This window comes from Curtobacterium sp. MCPF17_001 (genome assembly GCF_003234615.1).
Lineage (GTDB): Bacteria > Actinomycetota > Actinomycetes > Actinomycetales > Microbacteriaceae > Curtobacterium.
In genome coordinates this window covers 176,606-193,140 of sequence record NZ_QKSL01000005.1, presented here as the reverse complement: position 1 = coordinate 193,140, position 16,535 = coordinate 176,606, and the positions used below count along the sequence as shown (strand labels likewise).

Sequence of the window (16,535 nt, the reverse complement as noted above, 5' to 3'; positions counted from 1 at the left end):
TCGCTCGTCACGGTAGCGGCTTCCTCCTATGGTGGGCACGTGGAGTTCCCGGGGGAGGCGGACGGCGCGCGTGACGCGTCGACCTCTCCGGGGTCACCCCGGGGCACGCAGTTCCAGCAGGACCACACGCCCCGAGAGGCTCGGCGCGCTCCGCGCGCGCGTCCTCACGGAGGCACCGACAGGTCCCCCGGGAACCCCACGCCCCTCGACGTCGTCGCCACCGCACTGGCCGACGCGTTCCTCGCCGCGGACGCCTGGGACGCCGACCACCTGACCGCCGCCGGGTACGACGTCGTCGGCCTGGAGCGTGCCTACGTGGGACTCGCGGTCCGGGCGGCACTCGAGGCGTCCCCACGGCCTCCCGTCGATGCGCCGCGCCGACTGGCCGCGGTCCTGGCCGGATCGCCGCCGCTGGTGCGCCTGCACGACTCGCGGCGCGACCGCCGACCGGTGCGGGTGCTGCTCCGACGTGTGGTCGCGGTGCAGGCGGTCCCGACCGTGTCGAGCCGCCTGCTGGTCGACACGCTGCCCGAGCTCGCGCGCGAACTCGACGTGACCGTCGGTCGGCTGCTCTGGCTCGCCGACACCCGCGGCTGGAACCGTCGGCCGGGCCCCTCCAGCCCGCTGCACCACCACCGTCACGAGTGGGTCCGTCGCCCCGGACGGACGCCGCGGCTGCTGGAGAAGCCGATGGACCTGCTGCGCCGGACGCAGCGCACCGTGCTCGACGAGTTGCTCGCGGTCCTGCCGGTGCACGACGCGGCACACGGGTTCGTGCCCGGGCGCAGCGTCGTCACGGGCGCCGCCGTGCACGTCGGGCAGCAGATCGTGGTGTCCGCGGACCTCACCACGTTCTTCGCGAGTGTGCGGGCACGGTCGGTGTACGGCGTGTTCCGGAGCGCCGGGTTCGCCGAACCGCTCGCGCACGTCCTCACCGGCCTCTGCACGCACCGGGTGCCGCCGCACGTCCTCACCGCGATGCCGCCCGGGGGCGACCCGGACGAGCGGGCAGCGCTCCGTCGGGTGCTCGCCGAGGCACACCTGCCACAGGGCGCCCCGACCTCGCCGACGCTGGCGAACACCGTGCTGCGACACCTCGATGCCCGGCTTGCCGGATGGGCTGCATCGGTCGGTGCCGCGTACACCCGGTACGCCGACGACCTGACGTTCAGCGGCGGGGCCGAACTGGCGCGGCGACCGGAGGCGTTCCTCCGCGGGGTGGAGCGGATCGTCACCGACCAGGGGTACCGGCTCAACGCCCGGAAGACACGGGTCCGGCGGGCCGGTGTCCGCCAGTCGGTGACCGGCGTCGTCGTCAACGAGCGGACCGCGCCCGGCCGCCGCGAGGTCGACCGGTTGCACGCGGTCCTGCACAACTGCGTGGTGCACGGCCCGGCGTCCCAGGACCGTGGTGGGCACGCGGACTTCCGGGCGCACCTGCTCGGCCGGATCGGCTGGTTCGCCCAGGTGCACCCGGGTCGCGCGGTGCGGTTGCACGAGGAGTTCGCCCGCATCGAGTGGTGAACGGGACCGGGACCTTCCACCGGGCGCCTCGGCTCGCTACCGTGACGCCATGAGCGAGCACCGCGTCAGCGAACCGGCACCTCCGGCCGACGGCAGCAAGCCGAAGGGCCCGGCGTCGTACTTCCCGAGCATCGCGACCACCTACGGTCGACCCGTGCAGGAGTGGCTCGACCTGGCGGCCGACCGCCTGGACGACCACCGCCACATGGAGGTCGTCGACTGGCTGAAGACCGAGCACGGCATGGGGCACGGCCACGCGAACGCGGTTGTCGCCTACGTCAAGCAGGCCCTCGCCCGCTGACGCCGCCCCACCGCTCGTCAGCCGAACAGCGCGCGCAACCGGGGGAGCGTGTCGGCGTCCTCGTGCGGACCGCCGCCCTCGTGGCCGTTGTACTCCCAGACGGTGATCTCCTTCGGCCCCGCCCACGCGTTGTAGGCGGCGTACACGGTCGACGGCGGGCAGATCGGGTCCATCAGAGCGACCGAGAACCACGCCGGTGCGCTCGCGCGGGCCGCGTGCAGCACCCCGTCGAAGTAGGCGAGCGTCCCGAAGACCCGGTCGGTCGCGGTGCGGTGCGTCGCCAGGTAGTCGACGAGCTCGTGGTACGGGTACGCGTCGGTGATCTGCGTCGCGTGGCGGTGGTCACAGAGGAACGGCACCCGAGGGAACACCCCGGCGAGACCCTCGACCAGGCCGGCGACGGCGATCGCGAGGCCGCCGCCCTGGCTGCCCCCGAGGACCGCGATCCGGTCGCCGTCGATCAGATCGAGGTCACGTGCGGCGTCGACGGCGCGGACGGCGTCGGTGGTGAGGCGCCGGTAGTAGTAGGTGTCGGGCGACTCGATGCCGCGCGTCATCACGCCGGGGATCGCGGGGCCGGTGCCGTCCGGGTCGGGCGTGTCGCCGGTGGCCCAGCTCGAGCCCTGCCCGCGCGTGTCCATCAGCAGGTGTGCGACGCCGGCGGAGGCCCAGAGCAGTCGCTCGGTCGGGAGACCGCGGCCGCCGCCGTAGCCGATGTACTCGACGACGGCGGGGAGCGGTGCGTCGGCACTGCTGCCGGCGGGGACGGTGAGCCACGCGGCGATGCGCTGCCCGTCCCACCCGGCGAACGAGACGTCGTAGGTGTCGACGGTGGCCAGACCCGTGTCGACGCGGTCCGCCTGGACGGCGATCGGATGCTCGCGTGCTGCGCTGAGGGTGCGTCGCCAGAAGTCGTCGAAGTCGTCCGGTTCGGCGACGCTGCCGCGGTACGAGGTGAGGTCGGGTCCGGTGATGTCGGTGTACACGTTCCGACCCTGGCACGAGGGCGCGCCGGACGGAAGACGGCCGCGGGGGACGTCACCGAGACGAGCGGTTGACGCGGTTGTCGTTCCCCGAGTAGCGTCGGGTTGACACGGTTGTCGAGAGGAGTCCTGATGGAATCGACACTGCACCGCACACGGACCGCCGCCGCTGCGGAGGACCTCAGCCCGGCCGAGTCCGCGCTCCTGCGGGCGCTGACCGACCGGATCCGGCTCGGTGAGGCGGACGCCGCCCTCACCGACACGGCGGACGTCGACGCCCTGGCGGAGCGGATGTTGGCCGCCCTGCCGACCGTCAAGCACGAGGCCGATGCGCTGATCGGCCCGTTCTACGACACCGCCTCGTTGGCGAACTGGCGTGGCGTCACCCGGCAGGCGATCCACAAGGCCACCCAGAAGCGCGACCTGATCGGGCTGAAGATCGGCGACGGCACCCGGGTCTTCCCCGCGTTCCAGTTCGGCCGCTCGGGCCAGCCACTGCCGCACCTGCGGCAGGTGCTCGACCTGATCGACCGGGACGGCATCGACCCCTGGGGCAGTGCGCTCTGGCTCAACACCGTCGCGGACGAGTTCGGCGGGACGACGGCCGCCGAGGCGCTCCGTGACGGTCGGATCGAACCGGTCCTGAACGCCGCCCGCCGAGCCGCGCACGCCTGGCATGCCGACGCCTGAGCGGGAACCGGCGCGGACCGACGTCGCCCAGCAGGGACCGGCGGACGACCTCGACCTCACGGACTTCCCGGCCACCGAGTCCCGCGGCACCACCTTCTACCGGGCCAAGCGGCACGACCGCGGCGCCTGGTGGTTCGCATCGACGCCGGCCGACGCCGACGGGGTGGACGGCGGTCGGTTCGACCTCGCCGAGCCGCGCGGCACCTGCTACTGGGCGGACTCGGTCGAGGTGGCCGTGCGGGAACGGCTCGCGCACCACACGCTGCACACGAACACCGTGTTCGCCGCCCGGGCGCGCGAAATGGTCGTCGTCGCGGCGCGGGCCTCCCGCGGCCGACGCTTCGCCGACGTGACCGACGCGGCGGCGGTCCGCTTCGGCGTCGGTGCCGAGCTGCAGACGATGGGCGACTACCGCGTGCCGCAGGCCTGGGCGCGAGCGTTCGACGCAGCGGGGTTCGCGGGGGTCCGCTCCAGCACCCGGTTCACCAGCGCCGCCGCGGCGAACGCGTGGGCGGTCTTCGGCGACGCGGGCGTCCCCCGGAAGCCACGACCCGAGCGGGTGCACCGTGACGGCATCGCGGCCTGTCGGGAGTCCGGCATCCGGGTGCTCGAGGACGGCTCGCAGGCCGGGCCCGAGCGGTTCACGATCGTCACGCCGCCGCGCTGAGGGACCCGGCCCCGACGCCCTGGCTGGATCGGTCCCGCTGCTGTCGGTGGCTCGTCCTACCGTGCGGTCGTGGCCGAACCAGTGGATGCGTGGTGGCGCCGGCGGCAGTGGTCGCGCGGTGTCCCGGTGCCGTACGCCGTGGGCGAGTTCCGTGCGGAGTGGGCGTCATGGCCCGTCCTGGTGCGGCAGTACCACCCCGACTGGAACGCCGGCGTCGTCCTCACCCAGATCCCGCCGGCCGCCGACGTCCTGCTGACGTGGGAGTGCGACGTCGGACACGTCTTCGTCGCCACCCCCGGCGAGCAGCGGTCTCGACCCGGCCGTGAGCGGCGCCGGTCGGTGTGGTGCCCGGAGTGCGCCGTGCTCGCCCAGCCGCAGCGCTGGCCGGTGCTGCCCGAGGACTGGCCGAGCGCCGTCCCGGTGCCGCAGCGAGCCGTCCGTTCCACCGGGCGCCAGACCCTCCCGGCCGCGCCCGCACGGGGCCTGCCCGGCGGAGCGGTCGCGTCGTCCCGGCGCACCACGTCCCGCCCGCGCACCGGCGGCACCGGCGTCCGCGGCCGTGGCACCCGGACGACCGCGCCCCGGACGATCTGTCCGAAGACCCCGCGGCTGCCGTCGGGGGAGTCGTTCGTCAGCCAGTGCGCGCCGGCGCCGGCGTCCGCGGTCGAGGCCGAGCTCCGGGCCGGGCTGCGCGAGCGCCTCGACCTCACGTTCGAGCACACCGCGATCCGCCTCGACCGGCCGCTCCACGACCACGTCGAGGTCTGGCCGGACATCATCCTGCCGGAGCTCCGCGTCGCGATCGAGTACGACTCCACCGGTCGACACGGGCTCGAACACGTCGGCTCCCGCGAGGAGTCGGACCGCCGGAAGGACCGCGCCACCCGGGCCGTCGGGTGGGAGGTCGTCCGGATCCGCACCGGACGCCTGCCCGTCCTGGGGCCGTGGGACCTGCAGGAGTCCGGGGTGTCCGGACGGACGATCGACCGGCTCGTGGACGTCCTGCGCGAGATCCGCGGCCCGCTGTTCGTCGACGCCTACGCCCGCTGACGGCCGCGGCCGACACCGGCCGCCGGCGCTCAGGACCGGAGCGCCAGCGCCTCGCTCACCCACCGCGTGTGCAGCGCCCACGGGTCGGGCACGCCGGCGGCGACGACGTCGACGTGCGCCAGGAGCTCCGGCGTCACCCGGAACCACTCCGTGCCCGGGTAGCGGGAGGCGGCGAACTCCGCGTGCCGCTGCCGTTCGAGGGTGCGATCGCCGCGTTCGAACCCGAGCAGGTCCTGGTGGGCGATCCGGCCGAGCCGTTGCCGCGGGTTCGCCGTCGTCCCGATCTTGATCCGGTCGCCGGTGTCGTCGCGCATCCGCAGGTAGTAGACGACGTCGACCCGCGGGGCGCCGAGCTCGCCGTCCGGCACGTCGCCGAAGCGCCACTCGCAGACGGCGCACACCGAGCCGGAGGGGAACCTGATCCCGATCCGTCCGCCGCAGACCAGGCACGGGCCCGGGAGGACGTCGTCCACCCCGACGTGCTCGGCCGCGAACTCGGCGACCAGCGTGACGTGTCCGGTGCAGAGCGGCACCGGTGCGTCGGGGGAGCTGTCCGCCCCGCAGCCGGGGACGCAGCAGCGTGCGACGCTCTCCGACCGGACCATGGGCGGAACGCTACCGACGGCCACCGACGACCCCGGCTCAGTCCGCGAAGACCACGCCGATCGGTTCGCGCTTCTCTTCCTGGAACCGGTCCTCGGCGCGGCCGAGCGCCCAGTACGCGGACAGCGACAGGTCGGCCTTCTCGAGACCCCAGTCGTCCTGCAGCACCCGCCGGATCGCCTTGATCGCGGCCCGCTCGCCGTGCGCGAAGACGCTCACCGGCCGGGAGGCACGGGGCAGCTCGCGGGTCGCCGCCAGCAGCAGCGTGCCCGGCTCCGCATCCGCCGCGTCGCGGTGCAGCCAGCGCAGCTCGACGCCGGCCGGGTGCACGAGCGGCTGCTCGTCTGCGGGGCCGGCCACCTCGACCAGGGCGACGCCCGTCGCGGTGGGGCCCATGGCCTCCAGGGCGGCACCGATCGCGGGCAGGGCGCTGTCGTCACCGAGCAGCACGTGGGTGACCTCCGGGTCCTCGGAGGGGGCCCAGCCACCGCCGGGGCCCGACAGGGCGATGCGGTCGCCCGGCTGGGCCGCGGCGGCCCAGGGTCCGGCGAGCCCGTCGGTGCCGTGCACGACGAAGTCGACCGCGATGGTCCGGGCGACGGTGTCGACGGCTCGCACGGTGTAGGTACGGCGGGCCGGCAGGTCGGACTTCGCCGTCGTCGCGCGGAGCACCTCGAGGTCGAACGGCGGTTCCAGGCCGGAGCCGGGCTGCGGGAGCATGAGCTTGACGTACTTGTCGGTGGTCGCCAGGCGCTCCGGGTCGGCGTGCTCGAGGAAGGCGTCGTACCCGGGGCCCCCGAGGTGGACGCGGACCATGTGCGGGCTGAGGCGCTCGGCGCGGTCGACGACCAGGACGTGCTGCGGGCGGTTCGGCTTGGGGCTCATCGTCGGACGAGCCTCCTTTCCTGCATCTTCCCGTCGGAGGGTGACGACGGACACCTCGTGAGGTTAGCCTCACCTCATGAGCACGAACGTCGTCCCGTTCTCCGAGGCCCTGCGGGTCCGGACGCGGCGCTCGCACGGGGTCTCGGCCGGCCACGGCTTCATGCACGACCTGGTCGAGGGGCGGTGTGACGTCGCCGACTACGCGACGCTCCTGGGGCAGTACGCCTTCGTGTACGACGCGCTCGAGTGCGCCGCCGACCGGATGGCGGACCACCCGGTCGCCGCCCCGTTCGTGACCAGCCGGCTCACCCGCATGCCGGGCATCCGCGCCGACCTGGAGTACCTGGTCGGGCCGGACTGGGACGAGCTGCTCACCCCCCTGCCGGCGACGACGGCGTACGTCCGACGGCTCAACGAGGTCGCCGCGACCTGGCCCGGCGGGTTCGTCGCCCACCACTACACGCGCTACCTCGGGGACCTGACCGGCGGCCACGCCCTCGGACGCCTGCTCGCCGACCAGTTCGGCTTCGAGACCAACGGCGTGTTGCTCTGGATCTTCGACCAGGTCGCCGACCCGGCCGCGTTCACCGACACGTACCGGGCGGAGCTCGACGCGGCCCCGTGGAGCGACGACGAGCGGGAGCGGGTGATCGCCGAGGTCGAGCTGGCCTACCGTCTCGACGCCGGGCTCCTCGCGGCCGTGGACCGGATGCGCCTCCCGTCCGCCCTGGCCGACCCGGCCTGAGCGACGGGCGCGTCCGACCGGGCCGTCCGGACGGTCGTCGTCACGTGGCGTCGGCGCCCGGTACGCTGCTGCCACGCCGGGACAGCCCGGACCGACCCGGGAAGGACGAGATGACGGCGATCGACGGTTCGACGCGCTTCGGACGCGCGCGTGACGACGTCAGCGGAGCGGTCGACAGTGACCTGCGCGCTGACGTGCGGTACCTCGGCAACCTGCTCGGACGGGTGCTCCGCGAGACCGGTGGCGACGACCTGCTGCGGGACGTCGAGGCGCTCCGCCAGGCGGTCATCGACGCGTACGAGGGCACCGACGAAGACGGCGCCACCCGCGCCGAAGCGGTCGTCTCCACGTTCTCCGCCGAGCGCGCGGAAGAGGTCGCCCGGGCCTTCACCTCGTACTTCCACCTGGTCAACCTCGCCGAGGAGCACCACCGGGTCCGGGTGCTCCGTGCCCGCGGCGACGACGGCGGTCAACCGGGTGACTCGTTCCCCGCGACCTTCGTCGAGCTCGTCGAGCAGGTCGGCGCCGACGAAGCCGCTGCCCGTCTCGAAGGCCTGCGCTTCCACCCGGTCCTCACCGCGCACCCGACCGAGGCCCGCCGTCGTGCGGTGACCACGGGTGTCCGGCGCATCACCGACCTCATCGACGAGCGCGACCGCACGAAGAACGCGACCGCCCGTGCCGAGAACGAGCGTCGTCTCCTCGAGGAGATCGCCACGCTGCTCCGCACCTCCCCGCTCCGCACCACCCGGCCGACCCCGCTCGACGAGGTCCGCACCGCGATGAGCGTGTTCGACCAGACCCTGTTCGAGATCGTGCCGCAGGTGTACCGGCTGCTCGACGACCGCCTGCAGGGTGACGACGCCGGCCGCGCCCCGGTGCAGGCCCCGGCGTTCGTGCGCTTCGGCACGTGGATCGGTGGGGACCGCGACGGCAACCCGCACGTCACCGCCGACGTCACCCGCCAGGCCGCCGAGATCGCCGCGGAGCACATCCTGCTCGGGCTGGCCCGGGCCGCCACCCGCATCGGCAGCGCCCTGACGCTCGACGCCGACCACACCCCGGGAGACGCCGGGCTCACCGCGCTGGTCGCGGCGCAGGAGGCGCTCGACCCGGACGTCGCCGAGCGCATCGGCATCCGCGCCCCCACCGAGACCCACCGTCGGGCGCTGCTGTTCATCGCCGCCCGCATCGACGCCACCCGCCGCGACGACCGACCGCTGGCGTACGGCGGCCCGGACGAGTTGCTCGCCGACCTGCACGTCGTGCAGGCCTCGCTGACCGCCGCCGGGGCCCTGCGTGCCGCGAACGGTGAGTTGCAGAACCTGGTCTGGCAGGTCGAGACCTTCGGGTTCCACCTGGCCGAGCTCGAGATCCGTCAGCACTCCCAGGTGCACCGCACGGCCCTCGCCGAGATCCGCGCCGGGGGAGACCTGAGTGCGATGACCGAAGAGGTCCTCGCCGTCTTCCGCACCATCGCCGACCTGCAGCACCGCTACGGCGTCCGCTCGGCCAGCCGGTACATCGTCTCGTTCACCCAGTCCGCCGAGGACCTGGCGAACGTCCACGAACTGGCCGTCGCGGCACTCGGGTCGGTCGAGGCCGCTCCGGTGCTCGACGTCATCCCGCTGTTCGAGACCTTCGCCGACCTGCACGCCAGCGTCGACATCCTGGACGAGGCCGTCCGCACCGAGCCGTTCCAGCGTCGTCTGGCCGCGACCGGGCACCGGCTCGAGGTCATGCTCGGCTACTCGGACTCCTCGAAGGACGTCGGGCCGGTGTCGGCCAACCTGGCGCTGTACGACGCCCAGGCGCGGATCGCGTCCTGGGCGACGGAGCACGACGTCGAGCTGACGCTGTTCCACGGCCGCGGGGGGTCGCTCGGTCGTGGCGGCGGCCCGGCGAACGAGGCTGTGCTCGCGCAGCCGCCCGGGTCGATCGACGGCCGCCTGAAGCTCACCGAGCAGGGTGAGGTGATCTTCGCGCAGTACGGCGACCAGGACATCGCCGCCCGGCACCTCGAGCAGATGGCCTCGGCCACGCTGTTCGCGTCCTCGCCGTCGAACGAGTCCCGTACCGCTGCCGCCGCCGAGCGCTTCGCCGACCTGGCGCAGCAGCTCGACGACGTCTCCCGCGCCGCCTTCTACGACCTCGTGAAGGCCGACGGCTTCGCACCGTGGTTCGCCCGTGTCACGCCGATGGAGGAACTCGGGCTCCTGCCGCTCGGGTCCCGCCCGGCCCGTCGTGGTCTCAGCGTCGAGTCGCTCGAGGACCTCCGGGCGATCCCGTGGGTGTTCTCGTGGACGCAGGCCCGCATCAACCTCGCAGGCTGGTACGGCCTGGGCTCCGCGCTGGAGGCGGTCGGCGACCTCGACCTGCTCCGCACGGCAGCCGCCGAGTGGCCGCTGTTCACCGCGCTGGTCAAGAACGTCGAGATGTCGCTCGCGAAGACCGACGTGCAGATCGCGCGGCGGTACCTCGCGCTCGCGGATCGCGGTGACTTCGGCCAGAAGGTCCTGGACGAGATGGACCGGACCCGCTCGTGGGTGCTGCGGATCAGCGGCGCCGAGGACGTGCTCGAGGACCGACCGGTGCTCGCGCGGGCCGTCCGGCTGCGCTCCCCGTACGTCGACGCCCTGTCGCACCTGCAGCTGCGGGCACTCCGGGCGATCCGTTCCTCCGGCAGTTCCGACACCACGGACAGCGACCACCGACTGCTCCTGCTGACGGTGAACGGAATCGCCGCCGGCCTGCAGAACACGGGGTGATCCCCCGGACCGGGGGCACGGACGCCAGCGCGTCCTGTTCCCCCGGTCGCCAGGACCCGTTAGCCTCCGATGAGGCACGCGCAGACTCTCGAGGGGGCCCCACACACAATGGACATCGTCGTACACGAAGCCGGCACCGAAGCGGCGGTGCTGGAGTGCTCCGGACGCCTCAACATGGTGTCGGCACCCGCCTTCCGTGAGACCGTCGCGACGGTCATCGAGGGCGGTCGTCCTCGTGTCGCCGTCGAGCTGTCGCACGTGGAGTTCCTCGACTCCTCGGGCCTCGGAGCGCTCGTCGGTGCGCTGAAGACCGCCCGCCAGGCGGGTGGTGACCTCCGGATCGCGGCACCGTCCGAGCAGGTCGCGATGGTGCTGAAGCTGTCGAACATCGACAAGATCCTCCGCAGCTACGCCGACGGCGACGAAGCCGTCCGCGAATGGGTCTGACCGGGGCCGTCGTGGGCGAGCACCGGTTGGACTTCGCGTCGCCGCCCGACGACGTCTCCTCGGTGCACGACTTCCTCAGCGACGTCTGGACGGCCGAGCCCGCCGTCAGCGTCGAGGACCGGATGGCCCTCGAACTCGCGATCATCGAACTCGCGTCGAACGTGATCGAGCACGCCACCGCCGGCATCCCGCTCACGTGCTCGTTGACGCTCGCGGTTGCCAGCGACGCACTGGAGGCCCGGATCACCGACGACGGCCGCCCCGCGTCCGTCGACGTGGCCGGTGCCACCCTGCCGGACGACATGGCGGAGAGTGGTCGCGGCCTCGCCCTCGTGCAGATGGTCGTCGACGAACTGCGCTACGACCGACACGGCGACGAGAACCGCTGGACGGTCCGGAAGTCCACCCGCGTGGCGTGAGCCGCTTCCCGCGGCAGGTTCATCCAGATGCATGAAGTTGTCGCGGTGCGTGCCACGATTCCCGGGATGACCACCACCGTGGACCCCAGGACCGTCTTCGAGACGTCCGGGGCCGACCTCGACGCCGCCCGGGCGGTGTTCGAGCAGGCCTACGAGGCCTCCGGGTTCCTGCCCGAGCGGACCGAACGCGTTTTCGGGTACCGCTTCCGGACGGTCGGCGACCAGACGATGTCGTTCCGGTCGACCCGGTTCGACGCGCGCATGGTCGGCGAGGTCGATTCCGGCGACCAGGTCAGCGTGTCCTGGGTGACGGACGGCGGCGGCGTGCTGGACGTCGGCCGCGACGAGCTGGGGCTGTCTCCCGGACGGCCGGTGGTGTTCCCGACCGGACGCCCCTACCGCTTCGAGCTGGCCGACGTGCGGCAGAGCGTGGTGCAACTCGATCGGACCTTCCTCGAACGGATCGCGGCCGAGGCGTACGGCACCGAACCCGGCACCCTGGTCTTCGACCACACGGCAGCGCCCGGGGTCGAGGCCGTCCGTGCCTGGAACCACCAGGTGCAGGAGGCGTCCCGGATCGTGCTCGGCAACGCCCCGGTGTCGGTGCTGGCCCTCGCCGACACGGCCCGACGGACTGCCCTGGCACTCCTGACCACGTTCCCGCACCGCATCACCGCCCGTCAGGTCCCGCTGCCGACCGGGGCCACCGGGCGGGTGCGATCGGCCGTCGAGTACATGCACGCCGCTGCGCACACCCCGATCACCACGACCGACGTCGCCGAGCACGTCGGACTGAGCGTCCGCGGCCTGCAGCAGGCGTTCCAGCGGCAGATCGGCGTCGCACCGAACGCCCTGCTGCGGGGGATCCGCCTGGACCGGGTCCGAGACGAGCTCCGTGCCGGCACACCGACCGACACCACCGTGGCCAGCGTCGCCGTCCGGTGGGGCTTCGCGCACCTGGGTCGGTTCTCGGCGGCCTACGCCCGGCGCTTCCTGGAGTACCCCCGCGACACCCTGCACGGCTGACACCGCGATCAGCCCCGCGCTGTCCCCGGACACAGCGACACGCCGCTCCGACCGGGGCGACATGCCACCGGATCCCGCGACACTCCGCCGATGTCCGCGCCGATCGAGCGTGCGATATTCATACTCCTCACATGGAGACGCAGGCCGGAGCACGCACGCCCCTCGTGGACCCCTTCGGTCGCGAACTCGAGGAGTGGTTGCGCGACGCCCCGGCCACGCGGTCGCCGTACCTCGCAGACCTCGTCGTCCCCCCGGTGACGGGTCCGGTGCGCCGTCCCGTGCTGCCCTCGGTGGACGCGGAACAGCCGGCAGTCGACCTCCTCGAGACCGACGCCGAGGCCGAGACCCTCGCCGAGACCGAGGTGGACGCCGAGCCCGCGGTCGCCGCCGAGCCCGCCGCCCCCACCACCTCGGGTGACGACCGCGCCTTCCGCCGCGACCGTGCCCGTCACGTGGCCGTCTGCGCCCCGTCCTTCCCTGAGCCGCCCGAGCGCCTCGCGCTCCGCTTCGACGACCTCGCCGTCGCGCTCGACGCCGCCAGCGGCCGGACCACCATCGAACGCATCGACCTGCTCGAGGACGAGGTCCGCGTCCGCGACGAGGACCTCGCTCGCCTCGCCGCCTGGGAGGCCGTCGTCGCCGACAGCACCGATGCCGAGGTCGAGGGTGCACGTGCCTTCGCCCGCGAGGTCTTCGCCGACCTGCTGGCCGACGCCGCACTCGAGGCCGACCGTCGTGAGCGAGCCGCCCTGCGCCGGGCCGCCACGTCGCCCGTGCGGCTCGGAGCCGTCCGCTCGCTCCTGCCGGCACCGCACCGCGCGGTGGCCGATCCGGTGACGGTCGACGTCCCGGCCGACGACCGGTCAGATGACGGCATCCCCGCCACCGCCGGACCGCGGGCCGCGGTCCGACCGGTGTCGAGCCTCCAGACCGTCTCGCCGTCCTCCCCGCCGGTCCCGGCCTCCGGTCGACCGACGCCACTGGTGCAGCCGGCCACCGGCCCGACCGTCATCGACCGTGCGGCGTTCGCTGCCGTGCTCCGCGCGCACACCGGTGAGCAGCCGGTCGTGTCCGTCGAGGTCCCGGTGGCCGCTCCGGTCGCGGCACCGGGGACCACCGACGACACCGTCTCGGCGGACGTCGCCGACAGCGCGGCCGACCGGGAGGCCCGTACCGACGCCTCGACCACCGCGCCGTCCGGCTGGTGGTCGCGTGTCGTCGCCCGGCTGCTGCACCTCGTCGGCCGTCGCTGACACCCGGGTGGAGCCCGCCGTCTCGGTACACTGACGGGATGCCGACGCTCCGAGAACTGCAGTCCGTCGTCGAGTCACTGTGGCCGGCGGCCGGGGCGGAGTCCTGGGACTCCGTCGGCCTCGTCTCGGGCGACCCGGACGCGGTGGTCGAACACGTCCACCTGGCCGTCGACGCCGTGCCGGACACCGCGCGCGAAGCCGTCGCTGCCGGGGCCGACCTGCTGCTGACACATCACCCCCTGCTGCTGCGCGGTGTGACCACGATCGACGAGTCCACCTACAAGGGGTCGGTCCTCGCGACGCTCGTGCGCGGCGGCTGCGCGCTCCTCGCGGCCCACACGAACGCCGACGTCGTCACCACCGGCACCTCCGCCGTGCTCGCGGACCGGCTCGGCCTGCAGCAGCAGCGTCCGCTCGAACCCGCCGCCGACGGCATGACCGGCATCGGCCGGGTCGGCGTCCTCGCCGAACCCGTGGCGCTCGGCGTCCTCGCCCGACGGATCGTCGACGTCCTGCCGGCCACCGCGACCGGGGTCCGGGTGTCGGGGGAGTACGACCGTCCGGTCCGCACCGTCGCCCTGTGCGCCGGCGCGGGCGACGCGTACCTCGGCAATCCCGAGGTGCGCGCGGCCGACGTCTACGTGACGAGCGACCTCCGGCACCACCCCGCCTCCGAGTTCCGTGAGCAGGCGATGGTGGCCGACGGGCCCGCGCTCATCGACACCTCGCACTGGGCGACCGAGTGGCTCTGGCTCGACGTCGCCGCCGAACAGCTGCGTGCCGCCACCGGGGTCCGCGTCACCGTGAGCGACCTCCGCACCGACCCGTGGGACTTCGCCGTCCTGCCATCCGCCCCCAACGAAGGAGCCTGACCATGAAGGCAGCACCCGAGGACCAGGCCATCCTGCTCGACGTCCAGCGACTCGACAACGACATCACCCGGTTGGCACACCGGATCAGTTCCCTGCAGAAGGGCGAGCACCTCACCGAACTCGGCACCCGGGCCGCCGGGCTGCGGAGCCAGCTCGCCGCGGCCACGGGGGACGTGGAGGACGCCGAACGCGACCTCGCCCGCCTCGAGTCCGACACCGCGACCGCGCAGGCACGCATCGAGCGTGACACCACGCTGCTGCAGAACGTCGGCAGCGCGAAGGACGCCGCCGGGCTGCAGAACGAGCTCGACTCGCTGAACCGTCGGACGAACGACCTCGAGACGCAGGAACTCGAGGTCATGGAGAAGCTCGACCAGCTCCGCGCGCGGGTCGGTGACATCGAGGCGCAGCTCGCCGACATCGACGCCGAGCGTGGACGCCTGATGGGGGTGCGCGACGACGGCATCGCCCGGTTCGAGAAGGACCGCGTGGCCGCGGTCCAGTCCCGCGCCGACGTCGCAGCCAAGGTGCCGGCGGACCTCCTCGCGCTGTACGAGCGCCAGCGGGCCCGGTACGGGTTCGGGGCATCGCTGCTGCAGGGCGGCGTGTCGACGGCGTCCGGCGTTGCGCTGAACAACTCCGACCTGGCGTCGATCCGGGCCGCGGCGCCGGACGACGTCGTGCTCTGCCCGGACAGCGACGCGATCCTGGTGCGGACGGCCGAGTCCGGTCTGTAGGCGGCGGGTTCGCAGGCTCGGTGCCGCCGAGACGCCGCCGTTCCGCCGAGACGCCGCCGAATTCGGCGGCGTCTCGCGCGTTGCGCGGCGTCTCGCGGCGACGCCGGCGTCGTGGGGTGTGCCTGGCGGGAGGCGCGGTGCGGGTCGGCCGCGTGCCTCCCGTCGGCTGAGACGCGCACGTCTGCGTGAGACGCCGTCGTCCGGGCGAGACGCCGCGGGATCCGGCGGTCTCGCGCGTTGCGTGGCGTCTCACGGTGACGCCGCCATGGAACACGACAGCCCGGCACCTCGCGGTGCCGGGCTGTCGTGTTCGTACGGTCTGGGCGAACGGGCCGGCCGTACGCCGGGTTCTGTCCCGCCTCGCGGCGGTGACGGCCATCTCTCTCGGACCGACGTTGCCGTCGGCCTCCAGCGGTCTACCCGAGGACTCGGCGAGCAGCCTCAGCGTCCTCTGTCTGACCTTGCTCCGGGCGAGGTTTACCGAGCAGATCCGGTCACCCGGATCCCTGGTGGTCTCTTACACCACCGTTTCACCCTTACCGACGTCGCCGCCGGCGGTCTGTTCTCTGTGGCACTGTCTCGCGGATTGCTCCGGGTGGGTGTTACCCACCGCCCTGCTCTGTGGAGCCCGGACGTTCCTCGGCACTCCCGGGGGAGTGACGCGACCGTCTCACCGACCCGTTCGCTCCGACGAGTGTAGCGGCCCAGGTGATCAGCCCCGATCAGCACCCCGACCCGGTCGCACGCCCGCAGCCGGTCAGCGGGTGCTGCGTGCCGCCAGGGTCGCCGCGCCGATGATGCCCGCGTTGTTGCGGAGCGTCGCGGGGATGATCTCCGCCTGCAGGTCGAGCAGCGGCAGGAACTCCTCGTACTGCTTCGACACGCCACCACCGACGACGAAGAGCTCGGGGGAGAGCAGTGCCTCGAGCCGCGAGTAGTACTTCTGCAGGCGCTTCGCCCAGTGCTTCCAGGACAGGTCGTCCCGCTCCTTGGCGGCGAACGAGGCCTTCGTCTCGTAGTCGACGCCCTCGATCTCCAGGTGGCCGAGTTCCGCGTTCACGATGAGCACGCCGTCGTTGATCAGCGCTGTGCCGATACCGGTGCCCAGCGTCGTCATGATGACGAGTCCGTCGCGGCCCTTCGCGGCGCCGAACTGCTGCTCGGCGAACCCGGCGGCGTCGGCGTCGTTGACGAAGTGGATGGAGCGGCCGAGCTCCTTCTCGAACAGCGCCTCGGCCTCGAAACCGATCCACTTCTTCGAGACGTTCGCCGCGGACATGGTCTTGCCGTCGCGGACGATCGCCGGGAAGCAGACCCCGACCGGGACGTCCGAGGCAGGGGAGAGGTCGTCCAGGATCGACTTGGCGACCTCGACGATGTCGTTGGGCCGGCCGCCCTCGGGCGTGGCCTTCTTGATCCGGTCGGTGGTGAGTTCGCCGGTCGCCGTGTCGACGATCGCGCCCTTGATGCCTGTTCCGCCGATGTCGACGCCGACTGCGAGTGAGGTCATGGGGAGCGGTGCCTTCCGTAGGTGACGAGTGTGTCCGGCACGGTCCCGAGGCCGG

General features: G+C 73.1%; 17 protein-coding genes and 1 other RNA gene. 13 read left to right on the top strand and 5 right to left on the bottom strand.

Going from position 1 to position 16,535, the window contains the following annotated elements; all coding sequences use genetic code 11:
- Positions 1-39 precede the first annotated feature (39 nt).
- Together DEJ24_RS07025 and DEJ24_RS07020 are read left to right on the top strand one after the other, a co-directional pair.
- Positions 40-1,524: a reverse transcriptase family protein gene (locus DEJ24_RS07025; protein ID WP_111077897.1), complete on the top strand. Its 1,485-nt coding sequence runs from the start codon at positions 40-42 to the stop codon at positions 1,522-1,524.
- Positions 1,525-1,573: 49 nt separating this feature from the next.
- A complete protein-coding gene (locus tag DEJ24_RS07020; protein WP_111077896.1) occupies positions 1,574-1,825 on the top strand; it encodes a DUF4287 domain-containing protein in 252 nt (83 codons plus the stop codon).
- A 17-nt stretch (positions 1,826-1,842) separates the two neighbouring features.
- On the opposite strand, the gene DEJ24_RS17205 is transcribed toward DEJ24_RS07020, so the two are convergent.
- Positions 1,843-2,811: an acetylxylan esterase gene (locus tag DEJ24_RS17205; protein ID WP_111077895.1), complete on the bottom strand. Its 969-nt coding sequence runs from the start codon at positions 2,809-2,811 to the stop codon at positions 1,843-1,845.
- A gap of 129 nt (positions 2,812-2,940) precedes the next feature.
- Between DEJ24_RS17205 and DEJ24_RS17200 the strand changes: the two genes are divergently transcribed.
- The 3 genes from DEJ24_RS17200 (at position 2,941) to DEJ24_RS07000 (ending at position 5,215) form a co-directional block, all read left to right on the top strand.
- Entirely contained in the window at positions 2,941-3,498 is a 558-nt protein-coding gene (locus DEJ24_RS17200) for a hypothetical protein (protein ID WP_111077894.1), read from the top strand.
- The gene (locus tag DEJ24_RS07005) at positions 3,485-4,165 is read left to right on the top strand and encodes an RES family NAD+ phosphorylase (protein WP_111077893.1); all 681 of its coding nucleotides are present in this window, start codon (positions 3,485-3,487) and stop codon (positions 4,163-4,165) included. The genes DEJ24_RS17200 and DEJ24_RS07005 overlap by 14 nt, the downstream gene beginning before the upstream one ends.
- A gap of 69 nt (positions 4,166-4,234) precedes the next feature.
- A complete protein-coding gene (locus tag DEJ24_RS07000) occupies positions 4,235-5,215 on the top strand; it encodes a hypothetical protein (RefSeq protein ID WP_111077892.1) in 981 nt (326 codons plus the stop codon).
- A gap of 29 nt (positions 5,216-5,244) precedes the next feature.
- On the opposite strand, the gene DEJ24_RS06995 is transcribed toward DEJ24_RS07000, so the two are convergent.
- Positions 5,245-5,820 (bottom strand): GIY-YIG nuclease family protein, encoded by a 576-nt coding sequence (locus DEJ24_RS06995; protein WP_111077891.1) that lies wholly within the window; start codon positions 5,818-5,820, stop codon positions 5,245-5,247.
- A 37-nt stretch (positions 5,821-5,857) separates the two neighbouring features.
- Positions 5,858-6,703, bottom strand: coding sequence for a siderophore-interacting protein (locus tag DEJ24_RS06990; RefSeq protein WP_111077890.1), 846 nt, complete (start codon positions 6,701-6,703; stop codon positions 5,858-5,860).
- Between the two features lie 76 nt (positions 6,704-6,779).
- On the opposite strand from DEJ24_RS06990, the gene DEJ24_RS06985 reads away from it, so the two are divergent.
- From DEJ24_RS06985 to DEJ24_RS06950, 8 genes are all read left to right on the top strand, one after another.
- A complete protein-coding gene (locus DEJ24_RS06985; RefSeq protein ID WP_111077889.1) occupies positions 6,780-7,448 on the top strand; it encodes a heme oxygenase (biliverdin-producing) in 669 nt (222 codons plus the stop codon).
- Between the two features lie 110 nt (positions 7,449-7,558).
- Positions 7,559-10,216: a phosphoenolpyruvate carboxylase gene (locus DEJ24_RS06980; protein WP_111077888.1), complete on the top strand. Its 2,658-nt coding sequence runs from the start codon at positions 7,559-7,561 to the stop codon at positions 10,214-10,216.
- Between the two features lie 108 nt (positions 10,217-10,324).
- Complete coding sequence (locus DEJ24_RS06975) at positions 10,325-10,663, top strand: STAS domain-containing protein (protein WP_110904558.1); 339 nt, start codon at positions 10,325-10,327, stop codon at positions 10,661-10,663.
- Complete coding sequence (locus DEJ24_RS06970) at positions 10,654-11,082, top strand: ATP-binding protein (protein WP_111077887.1); 429 nt, start codon at positions 10,654-10,656, stop codon at positions 11,080-11,082. Before DEJ24_RS06975 ends, DEJ24_RS06970 begins: the two co-directional genes overlap by 10 nt.
- 66 nt (positions 11,083-11,148) lie before the next feature.
- Positions 11,149-12,108, top strand: a complete 960-nt coding sequence (locus DEJ24_RS06965; protein WP_146242521.1) for a helix-turn-helix domain-containing protein — start codon at positions 11,149-11,151, stop codon at positions 12,106-12,108.
- 131 nt (positions 12,109-12,239) lie between these two features.
- Positions 12,240-13,361: a hypothetical protein gene (locus DEJ24_RS06960; protein WP_111077885.1), complete on the top strand. Its 1,122-nt coding sequence runs from the start codon at positions 12,240-12,242 to the stop codon at positions 13,359-13,361.
- A 38-nt stretch (positions 13,362-13,399) separates the two neighbouring features.
- The gene (locus tag DEJ24_RS06955) at positions 13,400-14,233 is read left to right on the top strand and encodes a Nif3-like dinuclear metal center hexameric protein (protein ID WP_111077884.1); all 834 of its coding nucleotides are present in this window, start codon (positions 13,400-13,402) and stop codon (positions 14,231-14,233) included.
- A 2-nt stretch (positions 14,234-14,235) separates the two neighbouring features.
- On the top strand, positions 14,236-14,970 hold the full coding sequence (locus DEJ24_RS06950) for a zinc ribbon domain-containing protein (protein ID WP_111077883.1): 735 nt from the start codon (positions 14,236-14,238) through the stop codon (positions 14,968-14,970).
- Between the two features lie 324 nt (positions 14,971-15,294).
- Here the strand turns inward: DEJ24_RS06950 and rnpB are convergent.
- Positions 15,295-15,651: RNase P RNA component class A (rnpB, locus tag DEJ24_RS06945), an RNA gene on the bottom strand.
- A gap of 76 nt (positions 15,652-15,727) precedes the next feature.
- Positions 15,728-16,480 carry a polyphosphate--glucose phosphotransferase gene (ppgK, locus tag DEJ24_RS06940; RefSeq protein ID WP_110904552.1) on the bottom strand — a complete coding sequence of 251 codons (753 nt, stop codon included), beginning with the start codon at positions 16,478-16,480 and terminating at the stop codon, positions 15,728-15,730.
- Positions 16,481-16,535 lie beyond the last annotated feature (55 nt).